The sequence below is a fragment of the Streptomyces carminius genome (assembly GCF_002794255.1).
In the GTDB taxonomy this organism is placed as follows: Bacteria; Actinomycetota; Actinomycetes; order Streptomycetales; family Streptomycetaceae; genus Streptomyces; species Streptomyces carminius.
Map to the genome: position 1 here is coordinate 1 of NZ_PGGW01000044.1, position 24,700 is coordinate 24,700.

Sequence of the window (24,700 nt, forward strand, 5' to 3'; positions counted from 1 at the left end):
CGCAGTGGCTGACGGAGGCACCGGGAAACGGTCTTCGGCAGGACCGGCGTGGCGGGTGTGTCATGGTGCTCGCATGACGTGGAACGGTGAGGAGTACCAGGCTCGGTTCGACCGCATCGCCGCCCAGGGGAAGGATGTCCACGGTGAGGCCGCGCTGGTCCGTTCCTTCGCGCCGGCCACGGTCCTCGACGCGGGCTGCGGCACCGGACGGGTGGCCGCCGAACTGGCCCGCCACGGAATCACCGTGGTGGGCGTGGATGTCGACGAGTCGATGCTCGCCACCGCCCGGCGCCGGGCGCCGGAGATCCGCTGGCACCGGCGCGACCTGGTGGGACTCGATCTCGGGCAGTCGTTCGACGTCGTGGTGATGGCAGGCAACGTCCCCCTGTTCACTCCGCCGGGCACGGAACCGGACCTGGTGGCCGGGGCCGCGGGCCACGTCCGGCCGACCGGGCGTCTCGTTGCCGGGTTCTGCCTGGACCGTAACTACACACTGGACGACTACGACGCCCACTGCCGGGCGGCAGGACTCGCCCTCGAAGCCAGATACGCGACCTGGTCCCAGGCCCCCTACACCGGCGGGCAGTACGCCGTCTCCGTGCACCGCAGGCCCTGACCACCCGCCGCCGGCACCGCGTCCGCGGCAGCGCGTGCCTGAGCACTCCGGCCGACTCCAGCCACATTCCGGCCGGTGCGGGCTGTTCAACCCACACTGCGGTGGTGACACCGACAGCACACGACAGCGGTGAGCGTCCGGGGTGAGAGTGGGCAGCTGCGGTGCAGAAGGTACGGCTGGTTGGATCCCGCCGGCGACGGGTTGCGTCACGGGGACCCCGGGCTGCCGGAGGACGGCGCCGGCGCGTAGCCCCGCAGGTCCGGAACGCGGCGGTGGAGGGTGCCCGGTCACACACCGGACCACTGCGGCTTCCTCATCGAGCCGGACGGCTCCTTGTTCGCCGCGGACACCGACCTGACGTCGTTCGGCCCCTGTTACGGCGATGCCGGCAGCGGCCTCGTGGGCTTCCGGTTGTCGACGCACCGATACCCGGCACGGCCGCAGGCGCACTCGTACGGCACCTCCCACCGGAAGGGCGTGATCGAAGGCGCGGCGGGGTTCCGGCGCCGGCTCGACGCCTTCGCCGGGGTGATTCGGTGGGGTGCCGCCGTTCAGGGATCCTCGTCGGCCCGGTCTTCAGAGGACCGCCTGTCGAGGACTCGGCCGAGGGCCGAGGCGACGAGGGCGACGGCGCGGTCGTCGTCGTGGGCCAGCCGGCGCAGGACCTCCCTCGCGGTGGGGCCCGTGAGTTCGACCAGTGCCTGGGCGATGCGGATCCGGGTGGCGGAGTCCGCGGTGGGTGCGGCGAGTTCACCGGCCAGGGCGGCCGTGATCCGGTGTGCGCGCACCGGATCCTGGGACAGCCTTCCCAGCGCCTCGGCCGCGTCCGCGTCGTTGGCGCCCCCGACCACCATATCGACGAGGACGGGCACGGCTGCGGCCACGCCGTGCCTGCCCAGAGCCAGCGCGGCATGTCCGCGCACTGTCACATCCGGGTCCCCGAGGGCGTCCGCGAGCACTGCGACAGCCCCCGGAGCCTCGGGCATCCGGGCGATCGCCAGCACCGCGCGCCGCCGGACGTCGACATCCCCCGCGTACGCACCCGCAGTCAGCGCCACCACACCGTCGCCGCCCGACCGGGCGAGCGCCCAGCGCAGGGCGCCCGCGACGTGCGGATCGGACTCGGCCAGGACCGCCCCGGCCAGCAGCCCGACGGCAGCCGGCGCGCCCTCCGGTCGGGCCAGGACGGCCTGCTGCCTGCGCGCGGCACTGGGCGAGTCGAGTTCCCTCATGAGTTCGACGATGCGCAGGACGTCCTGCCAGCCGGTGGGCGCCGACGCGTCGATCGCGCGGAGCCGCTCCAGCAGTTCCCGCTCCCGCTCCAGACGCTCCTCCGTCCACCGGACGAGGTCGCCGACCAGGGCGGCAGGGGTGAAGGACGGGTCCTGCAGCGCGCGGCCGATCTGCTTGAGCGAGAGCCCGAGCGACCGCAGGCTCTCCACGTGGAAGATCCTGCGGACGTCCTGGGCGGAGTACTCGCGGTAGCCGCCGGCGGTGCGGCCCGTCGGCCGCACCAGTCCCAGGGCGTCATAGTGCCGGAGCATCCGGGTGCTCACCCCGGAGCGGCGGGCCACCTCGCCGATCAGCAATCCGCGGCCTCCCCGTCCCCCGCGGTCTCCGCAGCCTCGGCGGTTCCCGGGGCCTCGGCACCCGCCGCCGCGGCAGCCGCGGCGGCTGCCCGCTCCGGGCCCAGCGCGACCGCGCGCTTGGCCTCCTCGATGGCCGCGTCGAAACCGGTCTCCGGATTGCGCCGGAGCAGTTCGGTGGCGCGGGCGTGCGCGGCCACCGCCGGGTCGAGGCTCTCAGCGGCCTTCTCCAGGACGGGCCCGATCACGGCACCGAGGTCGACCAGGGCCCGGCTCAGGCTCAGCTGCACGCCGCGGTCGCCGCGACCCAGTTGCAGGACCAGTTCGCCGGCCAGCTCCTTCTCCTCGCCCTCGGGCACCAGGGCGGCCGCGACGCGCCACGCGGTCCGCGCGACCTCGTCGTCCGGGTCGCGCAGCATGTCACGGGTGATCCAGGCCCATGTGCCCTTGTCGCCGATCTTGGAGAGCGTGTGCAGCGCCTGGCTGCGGGCCTGGTTGTGCTCGGAGTCCAGCTCCCGGCGGATCCGGGGCAGGGTGATCTGCGGCGGCAGACGGGTCAGCGCCCAGGACAGCATGTCCCGGACGAAGAAGTCCGGCTCGACGGCGCACCGTTCGACGAGCGTCTCCAGGAACGCGGGGTCGGCGCTCGAGCCGGCCGCCAGGGCCGCCTGGAGCCGGACCGACGAGTCCTCGGCGCTCAGGGCATTGGTCACACGGGTGTCCTGCGGGGTCGTGTTGATTGGGACCACCTCCCGGCCCCCCAGTGAAAACCTTGTCACCGTGTCAGGGTCAAGCCCATGACCAGCGAACCGGGAAACCCTCATCAGGTCAGGGGCGTCCGCCTGGGCGTACCGAAGTGGTGACCGTACCGGTCAGGAGGTCCGGCGTGCGAGCACCGGTAGGTGTTGGACAGGCCGCGACCGCCGCCGACAACGGCGCCTCCCCTGCGGGGTGGTCAGGCGCTGGGCTGACAGCTCGCCGTACTGGTCGATGTGGTCGATCACCAGCTGGTGGTCGGCGGCGGCGCGGTTGCGCCAGTCCAGGATCTTCTCCCGGGTGAGCTCCTCGAGGACCAGGTCTCCCGGTCGTCGTCGACGTCGGCGAGTTCCTGCTGCGGAGCGGGAACGGAGACGGCCGGGCGCGGCGCGGGCCTTGGCAGCGGCGGCCCGCTGCTGCCCTGTCTTCCTCGCCACGCCTCCTCCGGGCCCTGGCGTACGGCTGCGGAGTGGAGAACAGCGGCGCTGGACGCCACGGAGAGGGTGCTGTCGCCGGTGCAGGCCTCGCCGGTTCGACCGATGCCGATCGGCCCGCGTCGGGACGGATCAAGCCAAGTTCAGGAAGCCGCATACGTGCGGCTACCGCCCGGCAATACTACGCAGTGCAGTTATCTGGCTACACGTTTCAGGTGGAGGGCTTTCTTGCCGCGCAGGGACGACATCGTGACGATCGTGATCGACACGAAGAACGAGATGAAGAGGTCGATCGACGGCCTGGGCACCAGGGTCAACGACCTGGAGCGGGACCTTCGGGCCGCGTTCACCACCGAGGTCGCAGGGCTGCGCGAGACCGCCCTCGCCGACGTGAAATCGTCGCAGCACGAGACGCGGACCAGCGCCTACAACGCGGGCAAGCGGGCCAGCGAAGCCGTTGCTGCGGTGGCCGATCTGCGCCGGGACGTTGACCGGCTGCACCACGGGCTCGAAGGCTTGCGTGAGGACGTCGGCAAGATCCTCAAGGCTCTGCAGATCGCGGCACCGGCACGGGTGCCGGCGAGTGTCGGTTCGGCGGAAGACCCGTTCCCGGACCAGGCCGGGGCCAGCACCGGGTCCGGGCCGGATCCTGTCGTCGTGCCCGAGCAGAGGCAGGCACCGGACCAGGAGTCGGCACCGCAGGCGGAACCCGCTGCCCCGAAGCTCTCCGCGGACGACTCGCCCGAAGAAGACGAGCCGGGAGCCTCCACCGACCCCGATGCCCCCACGGCCGACGAGGACGAAGCCGATCAGTCGCCACCTGAAGCTGGGCAGTCCGCGCCGGAAGCCGATGGCCACGAAGAAGGGGACCACGATGTTGCCCGCGCGGCACTGGAGGCCAGCGAGCAAGGCCCCGGCGATCCGGTGAAGGAGCCGTCTCCACTCACCCGGGCGGGCAGGGTTTGGGCGATCATGAGGGCTGCGAGGGTCGCGTCGGCCACCCTGGTCTGCCACCGGGACACCTGGGAATTCGTGGCAGCGCAGGTGGGCAGCCATCCGCACTTTCGGACCCCGTCCCTCGAAGAACGCGAGGACGGCCGTGTGGCCGCGGTCCTTTCCGGCCGGTCGCTGGTCGCCATGCTCCTGGCCCTCTACCGCACGGCGGAAGCCTCCGTGCGCAAGCCGGACGGCGAGGAAGCCGAGGAGCTGATCACCTACGCCGACTGGTCCATGGCCTCCCAGGTCTACTACGCGACCGCCCAGGTCCTCAGCAACGCCTACTCCAAAGAAGGGGACCCCGTCGTGGTGACGATCGACAACCGGGTGCCCGCCCGGGCATGACGGTGCCGGGCAAGCGCTCCTGAACGGATGAGACGGAAGCCTCGCGGCTGACACACCGCGGGCGTACGGCAAAGAGCTGAGGGCCCTCACCATGGGTGAGGGCCCTCGAAAGTCTGACCCCGGTCGCGTGACGTAAGGCCAGAGGCTGAACCGGGGAATCTGTCGCCCACGGTACATCAGGGGGGTGCAGATACAACCGACGGCGGAGCAGCTCGCCGCCGCGTACGGGACGACCTGGTACGCGCGCGCCGAGCTGTTCGGCGACCGGGCCATGAGCGGCTTCAAGACCACGTGGCGCAACATCACCATGCCCGCCGACCCGGCGACCGGGAAGCCGGCGCAGAAGACCCTCCAGGCGGTCCCGGCCGGGAAGATCGTGGCGGAGTCCACCTTCGGCTGCTGGGTGAACCTGCTCGACAAGAGCGGCACCCGCGGCGACGGCCCGTACCGCAAGAACGTCGACTACGACTCCACCCTGTGGCGCAAGGCCCTCCACAAGGCGTTCCCGCACAGCGGCGGCAAGCGGACCACCGTGTTCACCACCGCCAGCCACGTCCGATCCCTGCGCAACCGCGCCGCCCACCACGAACCACTGATCGACGGCGTTCCCCTCCCGGGCCAGACCGACCGCCGCGGCAACACCCGCCGGCTCACCCTGCCCGACGCCCACACCGAGGTCCTGCGCCTGGTCGAGTACATCGACAAGGACGTCGCCATCTGGCTCGGACAGACCAGCGGCGTCCCCGAGCTGCTGCACACCCGGCCTTGACCAACCGGCGATGACCAGCGCCGGGGGCCTGCGGTCGACGAGCGGAGTGAGGGCCGCCCGGCAATCCGGCGGCCCTCACCTGAGTTCTGGAACCCCGGAGTACGGCCTGCCCGCCAAAACGGAGGGGTACCAGGGACGATACCGGGGTCTTCGCTACCCAGCGAACCTACGAGTGCCTCACCGTGCCCATCACTCGGGCCGCCACTCAATGACACCGTCACGGGTGACGCTGATGCTGTTGTCGCGGTGCCAGTCATGGAGCATCCCGATCACAGCCTGCTCACCAGGCAGGAGGTCGTACTCCTTCCCGGTGAGTTCCGCATCCGCTGCCATGTCCCTGTTCCAGTCGTCCATGTACTCGCCCAACGTCCACGCGTGCCCGTCCGGGTGGTCGGAGTCGGCCACCCGGAACCGTTCTTCACGCAGCAGCAGTTCGAGCTGCACATCGGCCTTCCTCAGCTCTCCCCCGTACTGAGCAAGGAGCTCGCTGACCCGCTCCGCGCCCAGAACATGCTCGGCCTCGCTGGGCGGACAGAACACGTAGCCCGGATAGAGAACATGCTCGCGGCGGACGAGAATCTGCTGACGCCGCTTGCTGGACTTCGTGGTCTTCTTCCTCGCCACGCGCGGGTCTCCCATCCTCATACGGGCGGCCTGCCCTGCTCGCACAGTCTCCCGTGTCCGGGACGCCCCGGCGGCGACTTCACGACAGCCGCTCCGATCACGCCGTAGTCCGCAGCTCTGCGGGCTGCGGCACGACGGACGCCGCCCCGGCCTGATGGGCAGCGCGTTCCGCGCGGGCCCGGCGCAATGCCAAGACGCGGGTGGCTTCGGACTCGCGACGGCGCTGAACGCGGGCCGCCTCGATCGGAGCCGGCTGGTCGTCCGAGACCACCTCCGCCTCCGGGAAAGCCCGCCGGCTCAGCTCGCGCATCGCCCTGGTCTGCCGCTCCACGGCCTCCGCGAGGCGCGGGGCTACCCACCGCTCGCCGACGACAGCCAAGTGCGCGGCCAGCACCTGCTGGAAACCGGGCGAGGCAGTGGCGCGGGTCTTCACCGGCGGCTGAGGTGCGGCCGCGATCTGGGGCTGGGCTCCGCCGCACGGGGCTCGGATGCGGCGCCGGCGGCCAGGACCCGGATGGTGCGGACGTTCGCACCCGGCGCCCGCTCGTTGGCCGCCGCGATCAGTGTCGGCGCGCTCCAGCGCAGCTTCGTGCCGTACGCGGGCGCGTCGGGGGCGGCGTCCAGGCGGCCGGTGTCCGCGTCGAAGCCCGCGGCCTGGACGTGACCGGCGAGCTCGGGCGCGGCCGCGGCGAGGATGCACCGAACTGGGCGAGGGTGCTGCCGCCGGCGGCCGGGGCGGTCATGCCGCGCTCGGTCATCATCATGCCGATCGGCCGACCGCCGTCTCTGGCTTGCGCGTCAGAGGGCTGGCATTCTGCGTGACGAGGGCGACCTGGATCTCCAGTCCTGGGGTACAGGGCCTCCTGCCGGCGTGATGCGCGGGTGATTGCCGTAGGGTCGGCTATCAAGACCGGCCGCATGGCGGGTCCGTCACGGAAAGACCAGGGGCGAGCAATGCCGATACGCATGCCCGCGGCTTTGCCTGATGACGGTGAGCCGCGTCTGAGACGCGTGCCGCCGGCCGTGGAAGAGGCGGCGAGGATGGCGGCGGTGCGCCGCTACGACATCCTCGATACCCCGCCTGATGGCGCGTTCGACCGGGTCGCGGCGATCGCCGCGCGGCTCTTCGACGTCCCCGTGGCGAGCGTGACGATCGTCGATGCCGACCGGATCTGGTTCAAGGCCGCCCACGGCCTGGATGGAGTGAGGGAGATCGGCCGGGATCCGGGGCTGTGCGCCTCGGCGATCCTGACCGATGATGCCTTGGTGATCCCCGATACCCTCACCGACCCGGTGGCCTGTTCCAATCCGCTGGTCACCGGCCCGATGGGAGTACGGTTCTACGCCGCGGCCCCGATCGTCACCGCTGATGGGCACCGGCTGGGCACGGTCAACATCCTCGACACCAAACCGCGGTCCATCACCGAGGCGGACACCGCGACCCTGACCGACCTGGCCATGATCGTGCTGGATGAGCTGGAGCTGCGTCTGTCGGCCCTGCACCGGCTGCGCGAGGAGCAGGAGCGGCGCAGGGAGCAGGAGGAGGCGCGGGAGCGGGCCGAGCAGGACAAGGCCGCGCTCGCCTCCTTCGCCTCCACCCTGCAGCGGACCCTGCTGCCGCCGGCGCTGCCGGCGGTGCCGGGGCTGGAGCTGGCCTGCCACTACCAGACGGCCTCCCCGCGCCAGGTGGGCGGGGACTTCTACGATGTCTTTCCTCTGGGCGGCGGCCGGTGGGCGTTCTTCCTGGGAGATGTGTGCGGCAAGGGCGCCGAAGCCGCCGCGATCACCTCCCTGACCCGCTACACGCTGCGCGAGGCCGCTCATCACCACGACGATCCCGCCGAGGTGCTCGCCGCGCTCAACAGCGCCCTGCTGCTCGATCCCTCGGTCGGCAGCCGGTACTGCACCTGCGTCTTCGGCACCCTCGATCCCGCTCTGGGCGGCGGCTTCACCACGGTGGTGGCCACCGGCGGCCACCCCCCGATCTTCCACCTCACCCGCGGCGGTGACGGCATGCTGCGGGCGGCGGCGGTGCGGCCCCCAGGCGGCATGCTGGTCGGCGCCTTCGAGGAGGCCCGCTTCGCCTCCCACACCTTGCACCTGGCGCCCGGCCACGGCCTGCTGCTGTACACCGACGGGCTCACCGAGGCCCGCCGGTCGGACGGTTCCATGCTGGGCGAGGACGGGGTGGCCGCCTTCCTGATCTCTCGCACCACCTCGGCCGCCACCGAACTGGTTGAGGATGCCGTCGCCCTGATCAGCGACCTGCCCGGCGGTGTCGATGATGACGTCGCCTTGCTGGCCCTGTCCGTCCCCCGCACGCCGGGCGAGCAGCCTGCCGCCACCGCGACCGCCCACACCGCCGCCGCACCCATGCCTTGCCCTGACGCTGCCCGACCAGCCGGGAGCGCTGATCCACTGTGACCGACGACTTCGCCCTCACCGTTCAGCGCACCGACGGCCCTCTGGCCCTGGTCGCCGTCGCCGGTGAGATCGACATGGAGACCGCACCCGCTCTGCGCACCAGGGCGCTGGAGGTCATCGCCCAAGGCCACCCACGTCTGATCCTGGACCTGGCAGCCGTGACCTTCTGCGACTCCTCCGGCCTCAACGTCCTGATCAACATTGTGCGCTGCGCGAAAGCCGCCGGCGGCTCCCTGGCCCTGGCCGCCGTCCCCGACCGCCTGGCCCGGATGCTCGACTTCACCGGCGTCAGCACCCTCATGCTCTCCTACCCCGGCATCGACGAAGCCGTGAGCGCCCACCACACCACCGCCCCCGAACCCGGCTGAGCCCCGCCTCCAACCAGGCACACGGGTGCGGCGTACCGGCGGCCGCCGGGAGGTGTCACCGGGAGGCGCCGGTGACAGGCGCGTCCACGGTGGTGGAGCCGCCCGCGTCAGCGGCGGCCATGGCTTCGATGGCGTCGACGGCGGTGGGGTAGGCCGGCAGGACCGTGTCCGTACCGGTGATGGCCAGCAGCCGGCCGAGACGCTCGGGAACGGCAGCCAGGGCCAGGCGGCCGCCCGCGGCCTGGGCGCGGTTGTACACGGTGATCAGAGCGTTCAGGGCCGAGGAGTCGGCCAAATCCACGACGGCCAGGTCCAGCACCAGCACGGTGTGGCTTTGGACGCTGCCATATCCCCTGGGAAGAACCCGGCGGCCGATGACACCCCCCGGTTATTGGCCGCCGGCCCCGACCCTGGCCGCACCGGTCCGCAGCCCGGAGCAGGCAGGCAGGGTAGATTCGCTGCTGTGCCACCGCAGCCCGCCGCCCGTCCTCTCCTTGACCGGGTCCGGCGTGTCCTGGTTGAGGCCAGGTTCCCCCTCCTCATGGACATCCCCGGTGACGCGGCGGCGGGCCTGTGGGTGGAGGCGGTCCCGGCCGGGGTGACGATCAGCTGGTGTCCCTTGGACGACTTCACCGCGCTGGCCGGGCAGGTCCCCGAGCCCGGAGCCCGAAGAACCGGCGGCTGAGGGCAGGCTGCCCGACGCAGTGAACGAAGCACTCCGCAACATCGCTCTGGACTGGCGGTTCCTCCACCCTGACATCTCGTGATCCTTGGGGGGTGAGACCCTGCAGGGTCTCACCCCCCAAGACGGTATGAAAACCACGTGAGGGAACTTACTTAAGACTCCTAACAAAAGTGGTGGCCTTGACCTGGTCAGAGGTCGGTGTCGTGCACGAGGCCGCCGGGTAGCAGGACGCGGTCAGCCGCGTAATCGCACCGCGATAAACCTGGCGACGTCGGCGATCATCCCCGGGATACTGGTCGTCCATGGATGAGGTCAAAGTCGTCGTCGCCCATTCCGAGCGCGCGACTCTGTGCGTCGGTGACGTGTTCTTGAAGGTGGACGCCGATCAGGCGCGCATCGACGTCGAGGTCGAGGCGATGTCCCTCGCGCCGGTCCCGACCCCGGAGGTCCTGTGGCGCAAGCCGCCCGTGCTCGCGATCGCCGCGCTCCCGGGGACGACGCTTGGGCACCTCGGCGGGCCGTCGACCGGGTCGCCGGCGGCGTGGGCCGCGGCGGGCGCCGCCATCCGGAAGCTGCACAAAGCGCCCCTGCCGCCCCAGCCGGGCCGGGCCGGGCGGAGCATCGCCGCGCTGGCGGCGGAACTCGACGCCGAGTGCGAGTTGCTCGTGACGAGGGGCCTGCTGCCCGCCGACCTGGTCGCCCGCAACCGCCAGGTCGCCGAGGCCGCGCTCCGGCCGTGGACTCCGGCGTTCACGCACGGCGACCTGCAGATCGCGCACGTCTTCGTCGACGGCGACGAGGTCACGGGCATCATCGACTGGTCCGAGGCGGGCCGGGGTGATGCCCTGTACGACCTCGCCACCTTCACGCTCGGACACGAGGAGCACCTCGGCGACGTCCTCGCTGGCTATGGCACCGACATCGACCTCGATGTGATCCACGCGTGGTGGTCGTTGCGAAGCCTGCTGGCAGTTCGCTGGCTGATCGAGCACGGCTTCGACCCCTTCGCGCCGGGCTGTGAAGTCGACGTGCTGAGATCCCGGATGTGAGGCTGCGCGGGCCTGACCGCTACGTATGCGTTCTGACGCATCGAGCAGGCCATCCCCTGGGGCGATCGCCCACCCTTACTCTCAACAAAGTGCGGTGCGCAGTCGTCGCCAGCAGATGACGGCGCAGCCAAGGGTGACGAACGCGTGGTGGATGTCGTCGCGGATCTCCCAGCGGATGCGCAGGCGGCGGAACCAGTGCAGCAGCGCGATCGCTCCTTCCACGACCCAGCGGTACACGCCCAGGCCGGAGCCGTGCCCGGTGCCGCGCCGGGCGAGGTGCGGGGTGATCTGGAACCGGCGGACCTTGTCCCGGTAGACCTCGTGGTCATAGCCGCGGTCGGCGTACAAGTGCTTGGGGCGGCGCAGTGGCTGGCCGCACTTGCCGCGGATCGGCGGGACGGCCTGGAGCAGCGGGATCAGTTGGGTGACGTCGTTGCGGTTGCCGCCGGTGGTGATCGCGGTGAGCGGGATGCCGTGCGCCTCGACGATCAGGTGGTGCTTGCTGCCGGCCTTGCCCCGGTCCACCGGGGACGGACCGGTGGCCGGCCCGCCCTTCATCGCGCGGATGTGGCTGGAGTCGACCGCGGCGCGGGAGAAGTCCAGCAGGTCTGCGGCCCGCAGCTCGGAGAGCAGCAGCTCGTGCAGGTGCTGCCAGACCCCGGCCTCGTTCCAGTCCCGCAGCCGTCGCCAGCAGGTCATCCCCGAGCCGAAGCCCAGCTCCTGGGGCAGATACTCCCAGCGGATCCCGGTGTACAGCACGAACAGGTTCCCGCACAGCACCTTGCGGCTATCCAGACGCTTACGACCTGGACGCCGCGGATTACGTGGGACGACCGGCAGCAGCGGCTCGATGCGCGCCCACAACTCGTCGTCGATCTCCCACGGTCTGGCAGCGGTCTTCCTCGTCTCGACTGGCTCGCACTCCCTTCGGCCAGCATCAACAAGAACTGACACTCCGTCATTCCCAGAGGTCCAGAAGCCTCTTTTTGTTAGGAGTCATAAGTCCGGAAAGGGCATCGGGACTCACCGAGCTCCTGGCCCGCGAACTACGCGCCCGCGGCCGCCGGGTCGACGTGGGTGAGGCCGACAGCAGCCGACCTGCCGCATCGGCGATGACCTGCCACGCCGAGCCGGGCTCGTCGGACATGGCGGCGCCGACCCGGCTGAGAGCTACCGCGGAACTGCGCACCGACCGGTGACCGGCCGGTGCGGACCCGGTCTACCAGTTCGCGGCTTCGCGAGAGGCGAGCCGGTTCGTGCGACCGACCGCGCGGCCCACCGCGTTACGCACCGCGAGGCCCTGCCGGGTGCGGGGCACCATGAGCCTGGAGAGCAGACCCACGCGTCGCTGCCGCGGACCCACCTCACGGCGGAGCCGCGACTCGTAGGCGGCGAAAGCGCGGGCGTGATCACCGGGATGGGCGGTGAGTTCTTCTGCGAGGGCGTACGCGCCCGCCATCGCCATGCTGGACCCGTCGCCCAGCAGGGCTGTCGCCGCCGCCGCGTCCCCGAGCAGTACGACCCGTCCGCGGGACCACGAGGGCACCCGGACGGTGGTCAGGGGGTCGAAGAACGGAGCCGGGTGGTCGAGGAACGCCGCCACGAGTTCCGGTGCCCGCCACGGCACGTCGGCGTAGGCGTCGGCCACGGTCTGCTTGTGAAGGGCGATGTTCTTGCGGTCGTGGGGCGCCGGCTGTTCGGCCCGGAAGGTAAAGATCGCGAGCGGGGTGGTCCGCGAGGGGTGGACGACCAGCATCCGGTTCGGCACGGTCAGCATCGTCATCTCACTCGGATCCTCGATGGCGTCGGGTTCCAGCGGCACGGTCGCGCCGTACAGACCCAGGTCGCTCGCGAACTGCTGCTCGGGGCCGAACACCAGGCGCCGTACGGTGGAGTGCATCCCATCGGCACCGACTACCAGGTCGAAGCGCCGTGGCGCGGACCGCCGGAAGGTGACGTCGACCCCACCTCCGTCCTGGTCGAGAGCAGTGACCGTGTCGTCGAACAAGAACTCGGCCTCGGTCTGCGCCGACCGGTGGAGTACCTCGGACAGGTCGGCTCGGGTCACCTCGACCGTCGGCGTCTTGTCAGAGGCGAGCGGGAGTTGCAGGATTCGCCTGCCTCTGGGGTCGAGCAGGGTCAGTGACCGATTGCGGGTGGCGAGTCCGCGGAGCTGCGGGAGGATGCCCATGCGGTCGGCGACCGGGATCGCGGGCCCCTTCACGACGATCGCGCTACCACCGGAGCGCAGCTGCCGGGCGTGTTCGACGACCGTCGGCCGGTGTCCATTCCGGGAGAGCCAGTACGCGAGTGCAGGCCCTGCAATTCCAGCACCGACTATCAGCACCTCGGGCTTCTTCATGACGATGACCTCTCGGAGTGTCGATGACCAGGTCCCGGCGAGCGCCGGGCCGGGTCTCAGGGAGCGGCGGCACGGGGCAGCGCAACCGGAACCAAGGTACGAAATACTTCGTACCTCAGTGGAGCACATCCTTCAGGTATGATTCAAGTCGTACCTGAAGGGGGTGCCGTGTGGCCGGGAGGAACCTGGTCGGCCCGGAGGCCGATGCGCTCGATCTGGGTGCGGTGTTTCGTGCCCTCGCCGACGAGCACCGTCGTTCGGTGATGACGCAGTTGGCCGCCGACCGCAGCGACAGCGAGCGGGGCTGCAACTCGTTCGGTCTTCCGATCTCGAAGCAGACCCAGACCCACCACTTCCGGGTCCTGCGCGAGGCAGGTCTCATTGACGAGATCGACTACGGCAACCGCAAGGGCATCCGACTACGACGCGCGGACATCGAGAAGAGGTTCCCCGGGCTGCTTGCGCTCCTGGGAGCAGAGCCTCCGGGCGGTACCGCTCCTCGCTGAGTGGCGGCGTCGTTTGAATGGTGGTTCCGGCTCACCTTCCGGGCTCTGTGGCCATGTTGGGGGCGGTGGCTTCTGGATCATGGTGGGAGCAGGATGCGGCGTCGTGGCAGGTCGAAGTTGGCGCGGCCGTACATCTGTCTGTTCAGCAGCTTGATCCTGGTGACGTTGCCCTCGACTGCTCCGGACGTGTACGTGGTGGTGAGGGGGACTGGATGGCCGCGCGGTCGCGTCGCATGCCGTTGGCCGGAGCTCGCAGTTCGCGTTGGCCGTCGAGGCGTACGTCGGCGATCCGGACATCGAGGGCCAGATGCTCGCTGCGGCGATCCCGGACCATGAGGGCCGGACGGCGGGCGTACTCGGCGGTCGTCGCCGGTGCGGGGGTGCGTTCGCACGGCGACTCGAGCCTCCACATCCGTCAGCACCAGCTGGCCGGCCTTCACTCCGACACCGGGCAGTAAAAGGTTCGCGACCTGGACCTCACCCATTACCACTGATAGCTGCCCAACAGCCCCCAAAACAGCGACAGAGCCCGGAAAGCGAGCCAGAGCCATTTCTGACTGACCGTTTCGGAATGATCTGCGGAGCCGGCGGAGGCAGACGATGGCGCAGGCCAGTTCCAGCAGGCTTTGATGGGGATCGACTCGGCGTTCGTAGCGGATACGCAGGCGTTTGAGAGGTGACGGAGCCAGGCGAAGGTGCGCTCGACGGCCCACCGGGTGCGGCCGGGGCCGGAGCCATGCGGGGCGATGGCCGGCTGGATACCGCGCTGCCACAGCAGGCGGCGGTACTTGAGGTAGTCGTGGCCGCGGTCGGCGTACAGCCTCTTGGGCCGGTGCCGCGGTCTGCCGCGCAGTCCGCGCAGGCGCGGTATCGCGTCGAGCAGGGGCAGCAGTTGGGTGACGTCGTGGCGGTTGCCGCCGGTCAGGGAGACGGCCAGCGGGGTGCCGCAGGCATCGACGATCAGGTGGTGCCTGGATCCGGGCCGGCCCCGGCCGACCGGGGAGGGGCCGGCATGGGCCCCCTTTGACCGCGCGAACGTGCGAACCGTCGACCGCGCAGCCGTCCATCTCCAGTCCTCCGGCCGTGCGGAGTTCGGCCAGCAGGATCTCGTGCAGGCGGGGCCACACACCGGCCTCGGTCCGGTCCCGCAGACGGCGCCAGACGGTCACCCCCGAGCAGCCGACCATCCGGGCAGGCACGTCGCGCCAGCTCACGCCCGTGCGCAGGACGTAGACGATGCCGGCCAACGCGGTCCGGTCCGGTACCGGTCGCCGCCCGGGACAGCGGTGCCGGCGCGGAAGCCGAGGCGGCAGCAGCGGAGCTGTGCGTTCCCACAGGTCATCGGGCACAAGATCGGCAGGCACCCGACCGGCCCTGCCAGAACCGTCGCAGATCACCAGGCGACACACCGATCTCATTTTGAAGCGATCGGTTACGGCCGGCGTTTCGACCGGATGCCCGGCCTTCCGTGAACCTTTCCGCCCGGAAGGCCGACTGTCTGTGTGACGGATGGTGCAGAGCAGGGGGGTGTGGTGGGCGACGACGCGTTGCTGGTGGTGCGCTGCCAGCTTGGGGAGCGGGAGGCGTTCCGCGAGCTGGTGGCCGTGTGGCACTCCCCGCTGTGGCGCTATGTCCGGGGCATGGTCGGCTCTGCGCACCTCGCGGACGATCTTGCTCAGGAGGTGTGGGTCACTGTGGTGCGCGGCCTGCCGCGGCTGCGTCAGCCGGAGCGGTTCGCCCCCTGGCTGTTCACCATCGCCCGGCGCGCGGTCACCGACCACCTGCGGCAGACGTACAAGGCTGCGGAGACGGCCATGGAGGAAGCCACGGCCGCCGCCGCCGACGACGAGCTCGGCGGTGTGCTCACCACGGTGCAGATCGAGGCAGGTCTTACCGCTCTGCCGCCCTTGGAGCGCGAGGTGCTGATCCTCTTCCACCTGGAGGACCTGCCACTGGCTTCCTGTGCGGAGGTGCTCGGTGTGCCGGCCGGCACGGTCAAGAGCAGGCTGCACCGCGCCCGGCGCATGCTGCGCGACCACCTTGCCGAGAAGGGATACCAGGCATGAGCGAGCAGAACCGCGCAGCGCAGCGGGCCGTGCCCGAGCGGCTGGAGCGCGCGCTGGCCGCGGAGGTGTCACTGCGGTCGCGGCTGCGCCACGTGGCGGTGGGCCTGGCCGGGGGGTGCGGCGCGGCCGTGATCGCGGTGTTGTGGGCCACCGAGCCGAACGCTCTGCCGGCGCCCACCCGGGCCGTCTTCGCCGGACTGATCGCCACCGGGCTGGCCTGGGCCGTCTTCGCCGGCTGGGTGCTGAGCAGGCGTCGGCCGCTGTTCGCCCGGGACCGGGTGCTGTCCGCCCGGATCGCACTGGCGGCGACCGCGGTGACCGCCCTGGCCGGGGTGGCGCTGGCCGCGGTCCGCGGCAGCACCGCCGACCTGGTGGCCACCGCCGCAGGCGGGGTCGTCTTCACCGCCGCCGCGGTGCTCGTCCTGGTACGGGCGCGGCGCCGGCGGCGCGAACTGCTGCGACTGCGGGATGCCTTGTGGTAGGACGCGCCCTGAACAGCCGAACCCGCCCAAGACAGGATCACCCGGATCATCAGGGAGACAGACATGGACAACAAGACTCCTCCGATCGGCCCGCTGGCCCTCGCGCTCCGCCTCCGCGGTGCGGGCAAGCACACCGTCCTGGTCATCGCGGCCCTGGCCGGTACCGCCCTGTTGATCGGTATCGGCCTGCTCCTGACCTGAGCCTGCGGCCCGGAGCCGGGGTTCCACCGCCGGTGCGTCGTTCCCCGGATCGGCAAGTACACCGATCCGGGGAGCTGGGCACCGCCCCGTCTGGCTTCATTCACGAGTCGTGGTTCTGGCACAACTTTGTGGACCTGTTGCGGAGTGTTACTGGTGGCCGCCCCCGGTGGCATGCACCGGTGAGCGATCGTGCAGGCTGGGCACATGGCCAGCCGCGTCGAGAAGTACCTCGCCCATCTTGATCAGCTCTCCGGGGGGAGAGAGCCCCGCTTCTTCCCTGTCGAGTCGACGAAGCAGGGGCTGCGGGGCGTGACGGAGATCGTGTACGACAACCTGCCGGACGGGCTTCTCACGGCGCTCACCTACGGCTTGTCGCTGGCAGAACATCCGGACTGGCAGCACGGCTCGCCGGAACTCTGCCTCAGCGTGAACTCGACCAACGTGACCTGGGCCCACGCGGTGGGCTTCCTCGCCGAGCAGCTCCGTGGAACCTGCCCATTCGGTTACGGCAGCACGATCGACTTCGGTGAGCGCATCGTGCCCGAGTCAGAGATGACGGCATTCTGTGTGTTTGCGCCGCTGGTCCTCGGCAGAGGCGACTACCTGGGGATCGACGTCGGCGTTCAGGGACACGAGGGCCACGACGTGATCAACATCCAAGGGATGTACCCCATCCACGAGGCCGAACGACAGTTCATCAACGAGCACGGGCCTGAAGCCTTCTGGAAGAGCGACTGGGAACCCGCCGACGTGCTCCGGCGCCCCGCGATCTGATCCGGGGAGGACAGCAGCCTCAGTCCGGACGGCCCATCGGCGGGCAGCGTCAGATGAGCAGGACTCACCTGCGCAGGGGCCCGGAGCCGACTCGGCCGACATCTGGCGCTTGGGCGTTTTGATCCGGTTGATCTGCCCTTCGACCGCGCCCGAGCTCCGGGGCAGGGTGAGTCCGGCGGTGACGGCGTCGAGACCGCGGTCGATGCCGTCAGCGAGAGTACGGAGGCTGGGCAGGTCGTCCTGCCGGACAGCGTCGAGCCAGGTTGGTAGGTGTCCTCCTTGGCGTTGGGTGAGCATGACCGCGGGCGTCCGCCGACAGCGCCGCGACGTCCGCGGTCGATGGGAACAACAACTCCTTCAGCCGGAGCGCGACCTCTTCCACGGCCCCGAGCCGTCAGCCCGACCGCCCTGCCCACGGACCATTCTCGGGCGCCTTCACGTACGGCTCGAAGGGTCTCGGATGTCACTCGGAGTGGCCGCGCCACAGAAGCTGTGCCAGAGCCTTTTCCCGTGAACACGAACAAACTCGCAGATCACCGGCTGACGCCGCAGCCAGTGAACAAACGCCGCTGCTGAACGCGGACGAAGCCACTGCGCAGGGCAGGCCGACTACCGTCCACTGACCGCGGGACGGCCCGTACGGAGCCGTCCCGGCGAGGACCTGACGGTGATCTGCCCTCCCCGCCGACGCGGGGGCGTTCCGGCCAAGGGCCTGGGCGATGCGGAAACCACGGCGTCCTCCCCCGCCTCTGCCTTCCAGGAGGCACCCGGCCCCCAGGGCGACGGCACCGGTCTCGGGCCTGTACCGGTCACCGCCCTCACCGAGCCCGATGAGTTCCCGAAAGAAACCGCCCCCTACGCCGCGATCCGGGCGCGGGCGGCCACCGCGACCGGGACGTGCGGGCCGGGGCGCGGCCGCCGCGGTGCTCGGGGCCGTCGAGCGCCCGGAGGGGGTCACAGCATGCCGCGCCGGGCCAGGTTGTGCATCAGGGCCCGCACGCCGAAGGACCACGGCGCGGCCTGCTCGCTGGTGACGACGGTGTTGACCAGGGCGCCCAGCGGCGGGCTGGAGATCCGCACGACGTCGCCGTGCTCGTGGGTGAAGCCCGCGCCGGGGGTGTGCCGGTCCTCGGTGGGGGCGAACAGGGTGCCGGTGAACAGCACGAAGCCGTCCGGGTACTGGTGGTGCGCACCGTGCGTCGCGGCCACCAGATCCAGCACGTCGCGGCTGATCTCGCGCATCGAGCTGCTGCCCTGGAGCACGTAGCCGTCGGCGCCGTCGATCCGCAGGCCGATGTCGAGCCCGCGTACGGCGTCGAGGTCGAAGCCGTCGTCGAGCAGACGCACGAACGGCCCGATCGCACAGGAGGCGTTGTTGTCCTTGGCGCGGCCAAGCAGCAGGGCGCTGCGTCCCTCGACGTCCCGGAGGTTGACGTCGTTGCCGAGAGTGGCACCGCGTACCCGGCCGCCCGAGTCGACGACGAGGACCGCCTCGGGCTCGGGGTTGTTCCACTTCGAGGCGGCGAGCACTCCGATGTCGGCTCCGGTACCGACCGCGGACAGGACCGGGGCCTTGGTGAACACCTCCGCATCCGGCCCGATCCCGACTTCCAGGTACTGCGACCACAGCCCCTCGGAGACCAGCAGCTCCTTGGCCCTGGCGGCCTGTGGCGACCCGGGCCGGAGGCCGTCGAGCGCGCCTCCCACCGCCTGCCGGACGCGCTCGCGCACCTGGGCGGCCCGCGCCGGATCGCCGCCCGCGCGCTCCTCGATGACGCGTTCCAGCAGGCTCCGGGCGAAGGTGACGCCCGCCGCCTTGATCACCTGGAGGTCGACGGGGGCGAGCAGGTGCGGGAGGTCGCGGCGGCCGGTCGCGGTCGCCTCCAGCAGCTCGGCCAGGGGCCAGACCCGGCCACCGCCGGCCTCGCGGACCACCGTGCCCGCATCATCGCGTTCCAGCAGGCCGGAGACGGTGGGCACGATGGCGGTCAGGTCGACCACCTGCTCGCCGCGCACCGCGGCCACACACGGCCCGTCCCACTGCGGGTCGTGGACGCGTGCGACGAGGGCGGCCCGGTCGGCGTCGTCCGGCAGAACCGAACCGGGCGTGAGGGCGGGGCGGGGGCGAACTGGTGCCGGTTCCACGCTGTGATCTCCCGGGGTCGCGGGCGGGGACGGGGTGTCGGGGACGGGGTCAGTGGGAGTCGCGGGGGACCTCGTGGCCGCGGCTGCCGCGCAGGAAGCCGAAGTCGGCTCCCTCGTCGGCCTGTCCGACGTGCTGGGTGTAGAGCCAGGTGTAACCGCTGGTGTACCGCGGCGCGGGCGCCTGCCACAGCTCCCGGCGCCGCCGAAGTTCGGCGTCGGTCACGTCCAGGCGCAGGGTGCGGTTCGGGACGTCGAGGACGATCGGGTCGCCGTCACGCACCAGGGCGAGGGGGCCGCCGACGGCCGCCTCGGGGGCCACGTGCAGCACCACGGTCCCGTACCCGGTGCCGCTCATCCGGCCGTCGCAGACACGCACCATGTCCGTCACGCCCGCCTTGAGCAGCTTGGCGGGCAGCGGCACGTTGGCGACCTCGGGCATGCCGGGGTAGCCCTTGGGACCGGCGTTGCGGATGACGATGACGGTGTCCTCGTCGACGTCGAGTTCCGGGTCGTCGGCGACCGCGTGGTACGCCTCGGGAGAGTCGAAGACCCGTGCGGGGCCGCGGTGGGTGAGCAGGTGCGGTGACGCGGCCGACTGCTTGATCACCGCTCCGTCGGGGCACAGGTTGCCGCGCAGCACTGCGGTACCGGTCCCGGCCGGCTGGAAGGGGGCGTCCAGGCCGGTGATGACGTCCGGGTTGACGCACTCGGCGTCCGCGACGTTCTCGGCGACGCCGGATCCGGTGACGGTGATCTGGTCGCCGTGGAGCAGCCGGCCCCGGAGCAGCTCGGCCATGACGGCGGGCAGCCCGCCCGCGTAGCAGAAGTCCTCCATCAGGTACCTGCCGCTGGGCATCAGATTGACCAGGGTCGGCACCGCGCGGGCCAGTTCGTCGAAGTCCTCCGGGCCCAGGCCGACGCCGACGCGTCCGGCGAGCGCGGTGAGATGGATGATCGCGTTGGTGGAGCCGCCGATCGCCGCGTTGACCCGGATGGCGTTCTCGAAGGCCTCCCGGGTCAGGATCCGCGAGGGGCGCAACTCCTCCTCCACCATCCGCACGATGCGCTGCCCCGCCGCCTGCGCGGTCTCCATCCGCCGGGCGTCGACGGCGGGCCAGGCCGCCGAGCCGGGGAGCTGCATGCCCAGTGCCTCGGCCATGCACGCCATGGTCGAGGCGGTGCCCATCGTCATGCAGTGGCCGTTGGAACGGGCCATGCAGCCTTCGGCGAAGAAGCACTCCTCCTGCGTCATCCGCCCGGTCTTGAGGTCTTCCTCGAACTTCCACACGTGGGTGCCGGATCCCACGTCCTGGCCGCGGTACTTGCCGTTGAGCATCGGCCCGCCGGTGACCATGACCGCGGGCAGGTCGACGCTGGCGGCGCCCATGAGCATGGCGGGCGTCGTCTTGTCGCAACCGGAGAGCAGGACGACGCCGTCGAGTGGATTGGCCCGGATCAGCTCCTCGACCTCCATGGCCATGAGGTTGCGGTAGAGCATGGCGGTGGGGCGCATCAGCGTCTCGCCGGTGGCCATGGTCGGGAACTGGAGCGGGAAGCCGCCCGCCTGCCACACACCGCGCTTGACGGCTTCGGCGACACGGGTCAGATGGGCGTTGCACGGGGCGAGTTCGGAAGCGCTGGTCGCGATGCCGATGACGGGACGCCCGTCGAACACCTCGTGGCCGAAGCCCTGATTGCGCATCCAGGAGCGGTACAGCATCCCGCTGCGGCCTTCCGCGCCGAACCACGCCTGGCTGCGGCGGCCCGTCGTCTCAGCGTCCGTCATGGTGTCCGCTCCTGTGGCTCGTGATGTCGCCTGCTTTGGTGGCATGTGTGCCGACCGGTGCGCCGTCCCGTAGCGTGGGACAATCATTAAATGATTCAATGAATGGCGTCCAGGGGGTGAACGAAGATCGTGGTGGCTTTCCGGACCATGCACCAGCGCGTGGTCGACGAACTGGGGCGGCGGATCGCCGGCGGTGCCTGGGAGCCGGGGCAGCCGCTGCCGGTCGAGGACGCGCTCGCCACCGAGCTGGGCGTCAGCCGCGGCGCGCTGCGGGAGGCGGTCAAGGCTCTGGTGGCCAAGGGGATGCTGGAGGTGCGCCCGCGTACGGGTACGCGCGTGCCGGCCCCGGAGCACTGGAACCACCTGGACCGCGACGTGCTGCGCTGGCAACAGGCCGGAGATCCCACGGTCTTGCTGCGCGATACGGGTGAACTGCGCCGGATCGTCGAGCCGGAGGCCGCCCGGCTCGCCGCCGGCCGGGCCCGGCCCGATGACGTGCGCGCCCTGTACGACGCCCTGGCGGCCATGGAGGCCGCGGCGGTGAGGCCCGGGCGCGGCGGCTACGTCGAGGCCGACATCGCCTTCCACCGCGCTCTGCTGGACGCGAGCGGCAACCGCCTGCTCGGCTCCCTGGGCCGCGCGGTCGACATCGCGCTGGAGCACAGCTTCCACGTCAGCACCCAGACCCCCGGCGCCGTCGAGGCATCACTGCCGGCGCACCGCGCCGTCGTGGAGGCCGTCGCGGCCGGTGATCCCGCGGCGGCGGCGTCGGCCGTGCTGTCGGTCATCGAAGCGGCCGAACGGGAGATCGCCGAGTCGCCGGGGCTGCCGCGGGCCCCCGGCTGAGCGGTCACCGCCCTCGTCCCCGGAGCGTTTGGGCCTGCCCACGCCGCTGCGGGATCCGGGCGACGATCCCCGAGCCCGCGGACCAGATCCGCAACCGCAAGCGGCGCGGGACCGCGGGCGGGCGCCCGCCACGACAAGCCCGCCGTGCGGTTCACCGCGACCGTGCGGATCGCCGTGAACGACGGCCGACGTCCCCCTACGTCACGCACGGCGCCGCGGACCCGCCGGGGATCGGCCTGCCGGCCGTCTTCGCCGAGGTCCATCGGTCCGACATGAGCAAGCGGTGCGGGGACGACCGGGTCCTGCGCCGAGCCGACGGCAAGGTGCTCAAGGGCCCCGGACACCGGCCGCCGGCCCTCGACGACATCGTCGAATGACCGCCGGCCGGGATTCACGTCGTGGACGCGCCACCCGCCGCGCGGCGGAACCTCGTCGCGAGGCGATCGAACGCCACCGCGAGCCCGTCTCCGTCGATCACCTCGATGTCGACGTCGAGCTGTGCCATCCACAGCGCGAGCCGGTCCGGGGCGTCGGAACCCAGCTCGACATGGCACGTGGACTCGTCGACCACCTCGATATCGACCGGGATGGGGATCTTCGCGGCGACCTCGGCGGCGGGAGCGTGCACGAGTACCCGGGCGCGGTACTTCCAGGCCGCCTTGCTGACGCGCCCGACGACGTACTCGACGACGTTGTCCTCCGGGATCGCGCGCGGCTGGAACCGCGCACCCGTCGGTGCGGGGGGAGCCATGCGGTCGACACGGAAGACCCGCCAGTCGTCACGGTCGAGATCCCACGCGAGCAGGTACCACAGCGGCCCCCAGCTCACCAGCCGTTGCGGTTCGGCGTGGCGGGCCCCTTCGCTGCCCCCGGGCTTCGTGTATCCGAACCGGAGCCGTTCGTGGCCGCGGATCGCGGCAGCGACCGCGCCGAGAACCGAGAGGTCGAGCGGCGGTTCAGCCCCTGGAACGACACTCGTCGCCTCACGTACCGCCTCGACGCGCCGGCGCAGGCGCGAGGGCAGCACCTGCTCCAGTTTCGCGAGCGCGGTGAGCGCTGTCTCTTCGACGCCGAGCCTCTGGGTCGCGACCGCACCCAGTCCGACCGCGACGGCGACGGCCTCGTCGTCGTCGAGCAGCAGTGGGGGCATCGCCGTCCCGGCGGCCAGCCGATACCCGCCCGCGACGCCGGGGCGCGCGTCCACGGGATAGCCGAGCGACCGCAGCTTGCCGATGTCGGCGCGCACAGTCCTCGTGCTCACATCGAGCCGCCCGGCGAGCTCGGAGCTCGTCCAGTCGCGCTTGAGCTGGAGCAATGACAGCAGTTCGAGCAGGCGGGCCGAGGTCTCCAACATGTCCTCCACCATTTCAGCAATTGCGGAAGCCAACCTGCCGCATTGCCTGTGAACGTCGGTGTCATGAACGAGAACAACGCACTCACACCGTTCCGCATCGACATCCCCCAGGCCGACATCGACGACCTGCGTAACCGGCTGGCACACACGCGCTGGCCGGTCCCCGTCCCGGGCCGGGACGATCGCACCGACTTCAGCCGCGGCATCCCGCTGGTGTACCTGAAGGAGCTCGCCGAGTACTGGCGCGACGGGTTCGACTGGCGCGCGCAGGAGGAGAAGCTCAACGAGTACGAACAGTTCACGACGGTCGTCAACGGCCAGACGTTCCACGTCGTCCACGCGCGATCGGCGAACCCGGAGGCCACCCCGCTGATCCTGAACCACGGCTGGCCGGGCTCTTTCGTCGAGTACCAGCGACTCGTCCCGCTGCTGACCGATGAGTTCCACGTGGTCATCCCGTCGCTGCCCGGCTTCGGGTTCTCCACCCCGCTGTCAGGGACCGGCTGGGAGCTGGCGCGGACGACGGAGGCATACGCCGAGATCATGACGCGTCTCGGCTACCAGAGGTTCGCGGCCCACGGCACCGACATCGGTGCGGGCACCACCGGCCGCCTCGCGGCGCTCCACCCGGAGCGCGTCATCGGCACGCACATCGGCAGCGACCCCCGGTGGCTCGGGTTGGTCGGCGACAAGTTCCCTTACCCCGACGGTCTGTCCGATGACGAGATCGCCCAGATCGAGGCAGTGCGCACCGAGGACGCGGCCGAGCGCGGATATCTCGAGATGCAGAACCACCGTCCCGACACGATCGGCGCGGCGCTCACCGACTCGCCGGTCGGTCAGCTCGCGTGGATCGCCGAGAAGTTCAGGACCAGGACCAGCGGCGCCTACCGGACGCCGGACGAGTCGGTCGACCGCGACCAGCTCCTCACGAACATCAGCCTGTACTGGTTCACCCGCAGTGGCGCGTCGAGCGCGCAGTTCTACTACGAGTCCGAGCACTCCGGACTCGACTTGGTCATGGCCTCCGGCGTGCCGTCCGGATGGGCCGTGTTCGACACCCACCCGCTCATACGGCGCGCGATGGACCCGTGGAAGGCGATCGACCACTGGAGCGAGTTCACCGAGGGCGGTCACTTCCCCGCAATGGAGGAGACGGAGCTGCTCGCGGACGACATCCGCGCCTTCTTCCGCGGCATTTCCTGACTCTCCGTCAGGGTCCGCGGGTCACGAAGACCCCTTCAGGGCCCGGCCGGTCCGGCACGCCCCCGGACCTCGTCGACCTCGAACCCGGCGGCGTTCAGTGGCACCTCGATCCCGTCCCGCTCGTGAAACCGCAGGGCCGAGACCGAGGTGACCACCTCGCCGTCGGGCGGAATGCCGGGCGGGAAGCGGCAGGACCGCTGGAAGGTGACCAGCGGGAGCGCTCCCGCCGTGCTCGTGCTGTGGTGCCGGGCGCTGGAGCTTCTGCCGGGTCCTCTCGGCGTCCGGATGGCCGGACCGTTCGACTTGAACACCACACGAGT

General features: G+C 70.9%; 27 protein-coding genes and 1 pseudogene. 15 read left to right on the forward strand and 13 right to left on the reverse strand.

Translation table 11 applies throughout. The features are described 5' to 3' along the window. Nucleotides 1–73: 73 nt before the first annotated feature. A complete protein-coding gene (locus CUT44_RS13035) occupies nucleotides 74–616 on the forward strand; it encodes a class I SAM-dependent DNA methyltransferase (protein WP_100202136.1) in 543 nt (180 codons plus the stop codon). Between the two features lie 551 nt (nucleotides 617–1,167). On the opposite strand, the gene CUT44_RS13040 is transcribed toward CUT44_RS13035, so the two are convergent. The 3 genes from CUT44_RS13040 to CUT44_RS13050 all read right to left on the reverse strand — a co-directional run bounded on the left by CUT44_RS13040 (nucleotide 1,168) and on the right by CUT44_RS13050 (nucleotide 3,395). Continuing rightward, nucleotides 1,168–2,205 (reverse strand): MerR family transcriptional regulator, encoded by a 1,038-nt coding sequence (locus CUT44_RS13040; protein ID WP_100202137.1) that lies wholly within the window; start codon nucleotides 2,203–2,205, stop codon nucleotides 1,168–1,170. Next, on the reverse strand, nucleotides 2,199–2,915 hold the full coding sequence (locus CUT44_RS13045) for a HEAT repeat domain-containing protein (RefSeq protein WP_233221383.1): 717 nt from the start codon (nucleotides 2,913–2,915) through the stop codon (nucleotides 2,199–2,201). The genes CUT44_RS13040 and CUT44_RS13045 overlap by 7 nt, the downstream gene beginning before the upstream one ends. Before the next feature lie 159 nt (nucleotides 2,916–3,074). Further along, nucleotides 3,075–3,395 (reverse strand): hypothetical protein, encoded by a 321-nt coding sequence (locus CUT44_RS13050; RefSeq protein ID WP_100202139.1) that lies wholly within the window; start codon nucleotides 3,393–3,395, stop codon nucleotides 3,075–3,077. 246 nt (nucleotides 3,396–3,641) lie between these two features. On the opposite strand from CUT44_RS13050, the gene CUT44_RS13055 reads away from it, so the two are divergent. Together CUT44_RS13055 and CUT44_RS13060 are read left to right on the forward strand one after the other, a co-directional pair. Next, nucleotides 3,642–4,733 (forward strand): hypothetical protein, encoded by a 1,092-nt coding sequence (locus CUT44_RS13055; RefSeq protein ID WP_146252214.1) that lies wholly within the window; start codon nucleotides 3,642–3,644, stop codon nucleotides 4,731–4,733. A 184-nt stretch (nucleotides 4,734–4,917) separates the two neighbouring features. After that, nucleotides 4,918–5,502 carry a CAAX protease gene (locus CUT44_RS13060; RefSeq protein WP_100202141.1) on the forward strand — a complete coding sequence of 195 codons (585 nt, stop codon included), beginning with the start codon at nucleotides 4,918–4,920 and terminating at the stop codon, nucleotides 5,500–5,502. Nucleotides 5,503–5,691: 189 nt separating this feature from the next. Here the strand turns inward: CUT44_RS13060 and CUT44_RS13065 are convergent, their stop codons facing one another. Both CUT44_RS13065 and CUT44_RS33980 read right to left on the reverse strand, forming a co-directional pair. After that, nucleotides 5,692–6,126 carry a hypothetical protein gene (locus tag CUT44_RS13065; protein WP_146252215.1) on the reverse strand — a complete coding sequence of 145 codons (435 nt, stop codon included), beginning with the start codon at nucleotides 6,124–6,126 and terminating at the stop codon, nucleotides 5,692–5,694. 97 nt (nucleotides 6,127–6,223) lie between these two features. Continuing rightward, the gene (locus CUT44_RS33980) at nucleotides 6,224–6,559 is read right to left on the reverse strand and encodes a hypothetical protein (protein WP_100202143.1); all 336 of its coding nucleotides are present in this window, start codon (nucleotides 6,557–6,559) and stop codon (nucleotides 6,224–6,226) included. A gap of 81 nt (nucleotides 6,560–6,640) precedes the next feature. On the opposite strand from CUT44_RS33980, the gene CUT44_RS34700 reads away from it, so the two are divergent. From CUT44_RS34700 to CUT44_RS13080, 3 genes are all read left to right on the forward strand, one after another. Continuing rightward, the gene (locus CUT44_RS34700; RefSeq protein WP_332888261.1) at nucleotides 6,641–6,790 is read left to right on the forward strand and encodes a hypothetical protein; all 150 of its coding nucleotides are present in this window, start codon (nucleotides 6,641–6,643) and stop codon (nucleotides 6,788–6,790) included. 377 nt (nucleotides 6,791–7,167) lie between these two features. Further along, entirely contained in the window at nucleotides 7,168–8,550 is a 1,383-nt protein-coding gene (locus CUT44_RS13075) for a PP2C family protein-serine/threonine phosphatase (RefSeq protein ID WP_100202144.1), read from the forward strand. Continuing rightward, nucleotides 8,547–8,918 carry an STAS domain-containing protein gene (locus CUT44_RS13080; RefSeq protein ID WP_100202145.1) on the forward strand — a complete coding sequence of 124 codons (372 nt, stop codon included), beginning with the start codon at nucleotides 8,547–8,549 and terminating at the stop codon, nucleotides 8,916–8,918. The genes CUT44_RS13075 and CUT44_RS13080 overlap by 4 nt, the downstream gene beginning before the upstream one ends. A 55-nt stretch (nucleotides 8,919–8,973) precedes the next feature. On the opposite strand, the gene CUT44_RS13085 is transcribed toward CUT44_RS13080, so the two are convergent. After that, nucleotides 8,974–9,243 (reverse strand): STAS domain-containing protein, encoded by a 270-nt coding sequence (locus CUT44_RS13085; RefSeq protein WP_158239606.1) that lies wholly within the window; start codon nucleotides 9,241–9,243, stop codon nucleotides 8,974–8,976. A gap of 216 nt (nucleotides 9,244–9,459) precedes the next feature. Here CUT44_RS13085 and CUT44_RS33100 point away from each other — a divergent pair, with 216 nt between their 5' ends. Together CUT44_RS33100 and CUT44_RS13090 are read left to right on the forward strand one after the other, a co-directional pair. After that, a complete protein-coding gene (locus CUT44_RS33100; RefSeq protein WP_158239607.1) occupies nucleotides 9,460–9,603 on the forward strand; it encodes a hypothetical protein in 144 nt (47 codons plus the stop codon). Between the two features lie 302 nt (nucleotides 9,604–9,905). Beyond that, nucleotides 9,906–10,652 carry a phosphotransferase family protein gene (locus CUT44_RS13090; protein WP_100202147.1) on the forward strand — a complete coding sequence of 249 codons (747 nt, stop codon included), beginning with the start codon at nucleotides 9,906–9,908 and terminating at the stop codon, nucleotides 10,650–10,652. Between the two features lie 81 nt (nucleotides 10,653–10,733). On the opposite strand, the gene CUT44_RS13095 is transcribed toward CUT44_RS13090, so the two are convergent. Further along, the gene (locus tag CUT44_RS13095) at nucleotides 10,734–11,528 is read right to left on the reverse strand and encodes an IS5 family transposase (protein ID WP_100202172.1); all 795 of its coding nucleotides are present in this window, start codon (nucleotides 11,526–11,528) and stop codon (nucleotides 10,734–10,736) included. A gap of 343 nt (nucleotides 11,529–11,871) precedes the next feature. Further along, nucleotides 11,872–13,014 carry an FAD-dependent monooxygenase gene (locus CUT44_RS13100; protein ID WP_100202148.1) on the reverse strand — a complete coding sequence of 381 codons (1,143 nt, stop codon included), beginning with the start codon at nucleotides 13,012–13,014 and terminating at the stop codon, nucleotides 11,872–11,874. A gap of 170 nt (nucleotides 13,015–13,184) precedes the next feature. Between CUT44_RS13100 and CUT44_RS13105 the strand changes: the two genes are divergently transcribed. Then, on the forward strand, nucleotides 13,185–13,520 hold the full coding sequence (locus tag CUT44_RS13105) for an ArsR/SmtB family transcription factor (protein ID WP_100202149.1): 336 nt from the start codon (nucleotides 13,185–13,187) through the stop codon (nucleotides 13,518–13,520). A 575-nt stretch (nucleotides 13,521–14,095) separates the two neighbouring features. On the opposite strand, the pseudogene CUT44_RS13110 reads toward CUT44_RS13105, so the two are convergent. After that, nucleotides 14,096–14,938, reverse strand: a pseudogene (locus CUT44_RS13110) (IS5 family transposase); the annotation flags it as partial. A gap of 84 nt (nucleotides 14,939–15,022) precedes the next feature. Here CUT44_RS13110 and CUT44_RS13115 point away from each other — a divergent pair. The 4 genes from CUT44_RS13115 (at nucleotide 15,023) to CUT44_RS13125 (ending at nucleotide 17,043) form a co-directional block, all read left to right on the forward strand. Then, the gene (locus CUT44_RS13115) at nucleotides 15,023–15,586 is read left to right on the forward strand and encodes an RNA polymerase sigma factor (protein WP_233221384.1); all 564 of its coding nucleotides are present in this window, start codon (nucleotides 15,023–15,025) and stop codon (nucleotides 15,584–15,586) included. Next, nucleotides 15,583–16,068, forward strand: coding sequence for a transmembrane transport protein (locus CUT44_RS13120; RefSeq protein ID WP_100202150.1), 486 nt, complete (start codon nucleotides 15,583–15,585; stop codon nucleotides 16,066–16,068). Before CUT44_RS13115 ends, CUT44_RS13120 begins: the two co-directional genes overlap by 4 nt. A gap of 63 nt (nucleotides 16,069–16,131) precedes the next feature. Beyond that, nucleotides 16,132–16,269 carry a hypothetical protein gene (locus CUT44_RS33105; protein WP_158239608.1) on the forward strand — a complete coding sequence of 46 codons (138 nt, stop codon included), beginning with the start codon at nucleotides 16,132–16,134 and terminating at the stop codon, nucleotides 16,267–16,269. A 204-nt stretch (nucleotides 16,270–16,473) separates the two neighbouring features. Beyond that, the gene (locus CUT44_RS13125; RefSeq protein ID WP_100202174.1) at nucleotides 16,474–17,043 is read left to right on the forward strand and encodes a suppressor of fused domain protein; all 570 of its coding nucleotides are present in this window, start codon (nucleotides 16,474–16,476) and stop codon (nucleotides 17,041–17,043) included. Nucleotides 17,044–17,997: 954 nt separating this feature from the next. Here CUT44_RS13125 and CUT44_RS13135 read toward each other — a convergent pair. Both CUT44_RS13135 and CUT44_RS13140 read right to left on the reverse strand, forming a co-directional pair. Further along, nucleotides 17,998–19,188 carry a fumarylacetoacetate hydrolase family protein gene (locus CUT44_RS13135; protein ID WP_100202151.1) on the reverse strand — a complete coding sequence of 397 codons (1,191 nt, stop codon included), beginning with the start codon at nucleotides 19,186–19,188 and terminating at the stop codon, nucleotides 17,998–18,000. 49 nt (nucleotides 19,189–19,237) lie between these two features. Beyond that, nucleotides 19,238–20,974 (reverse strand): IlvD/Edd family dehydratase, encoded by a 1,737-nt coding sequence (locus CUT44_RS13140; protein ID WP_100202152.1) that lies wholly within the window; start codon nucleotides 20,972–20,974, stop codon nucleotides 19,238–19,240. Between the two features lie 147 nt (nucleotides 20,975–21,121). Here CUT44_RS13140 and CUT44_RS13145 point away from each other — a divergent pair, with 147 nt between their 5' ends. Further along, the gene (locus tag CUT44_RS13145; protein ID WP_100202175.1) at nucleotides 21,122–21,820 is read left to right on the forward strand and encodes a FadR/GntR family transcriptional regulator; all 699 of its coding nucleotides are present in this window, start codon (nucleotides 21,122–21,124) and stop codon (nucleotides 21,818–21,820) included. A 391-nt stretch (nucleotides 21,821–22,211) separates the two neighbouring features. On the opposite strand, the gene CUT44_RS13155 is transcribed toward CUT44_RS13145, so the two are convergent. After that, on the reverse strand, nucleotides 22,212–23,174 hold the full coding sequence (locus tag CUT44_RS13155; RefSeq protein WP_100202176.1) for a helix-turn-helix transcriptional regulator: 963 nt from the start codon (nucleotides 23,172–23,174) through the stop codon (nucleotides 22,212–22,214). Between the two features lie 63 nt (nucleotides 23,175–23,237). Between CUT44_RS13155 and CUT44_RS13160 the strand changes: the two genes are divergently transcribed. Further along, nucleotides 23,238–24,380, forward strand: coding sequence for an epoxide hydrolase family protein (locus tag CUT44_RS13160; RefSeq protein ID WP_100202177.1), 1,143 nt, complete (start codon nucleotides 23,238–23,240; stop codon nucleotides 24,378–24,380). A 35-nt stretch (nucleotides 24,381–24,415) separates the two neighbouring features. Here CUT44_RS13160 and CUT44_RS13165 read toward each other — a convergent pair whose 3' ends face one another. Further along, nucleotides 24,416–24,694, reverse strand: a complete 279-nt coding sequence (locus tag CUT44_RS13165; protein WP_199185699.1) for a hypothetical protein — start codon at nucleotides 24,692–24,694, stop codon at nucleotides 24,416–24,418. Nucleotides 24,695–24,700 lie beyond the last annotated feature (6 nt).

Coding starts and splice junctions, on each gene's coding strand:
- CUT44_RS13035 (WP_100202136.1), top strand. CDS start 74: ATGACGTGGAACGGTGAGGAGTACCAGGCTCGGTTCGACCGCATCGCC.
- CUT44_RS34700 (WP_332888261.1), top strand. CDS start 6,641: ATGGTGCGGACGTTCGCACCCGGCGCCCGCTCGTTGGCCGCCGCGATC.
- CUT44_RS13075 (WP_100202144.1), top strand. CDS start 7,168: ATGGCGGCGGTGCGCCGCTACGACATCCTCGATACCCCGCCTGATGGC.
- CUT44_RS33100 (WP_158239607.1), top strand. CDS start 9,460: ATGGACATCCCCGGTGACGCGGCGGCGGGCCTGTGGGTGGAGGCGGTC.
- CUT44_RS13090 (WP_100202147.1), top strand. CDS start 9,906: ATGGATGAGGTCAAAGTCGTCGTCGCCCATTCCGAGCGCGCGACTCTG.
- CUT44_RS13100 (WP_100202148.1), bottom strand. CDS start 13,014: ATGAAGAAGCCCGAGGTGCTGATAGTCGGTGCTGGAATTGCAGGGCCT.
- CUT44_RS13120 (WP_100202150.1), top strand. CDS start 15,583: ATGAGCGAGCAGAACCGCGCAGCGCAGCGGGCCGTGCCCGAGCGGCTG.
- CUT44_RS33105 (WP_158239608.1), top strand. CDS start 16,132: ATGGACAACAAGACTCCTCCGATCGGCCCGCTGGCCCTCGCGCTCCGC.
- CUT44_RS13125 (WP_100202174.1), top strand. CDS start 16,474: ATGGCCAGCCGCGTCGAGAAGTACCTCGCCCATCTTGATCAGCTCTCC.
- CUT44_RS13140 (WP_100202152.1), bottom strand. CDS start 20,974: ATGACGGACGCTGAGACGACGGGCCGCCGCAGCCAGGCGTGGTTCGGC.
- CUT44_RS13145 (WP_100202175.1), top strand. CDS start 21,122: ATGCACCAGCGCGTGGTCGACGAACTGGGGCGGCGGATCGCCGGCGGT.
- CUT44_RS13155 (WP_100202176.1), bottom strand. CDS start 23,174: ATGTTGGAGACCTCGGCCCGCCTGCTCGAACTGCTGTCATTGCTCCAG.
- CUT44_RS13160 (WP_100202177.1), top strand. CDS start 23,238: ATGAACGAGAACAACGCACTCACACCGTTCCGCATCGACATCCCCCAG.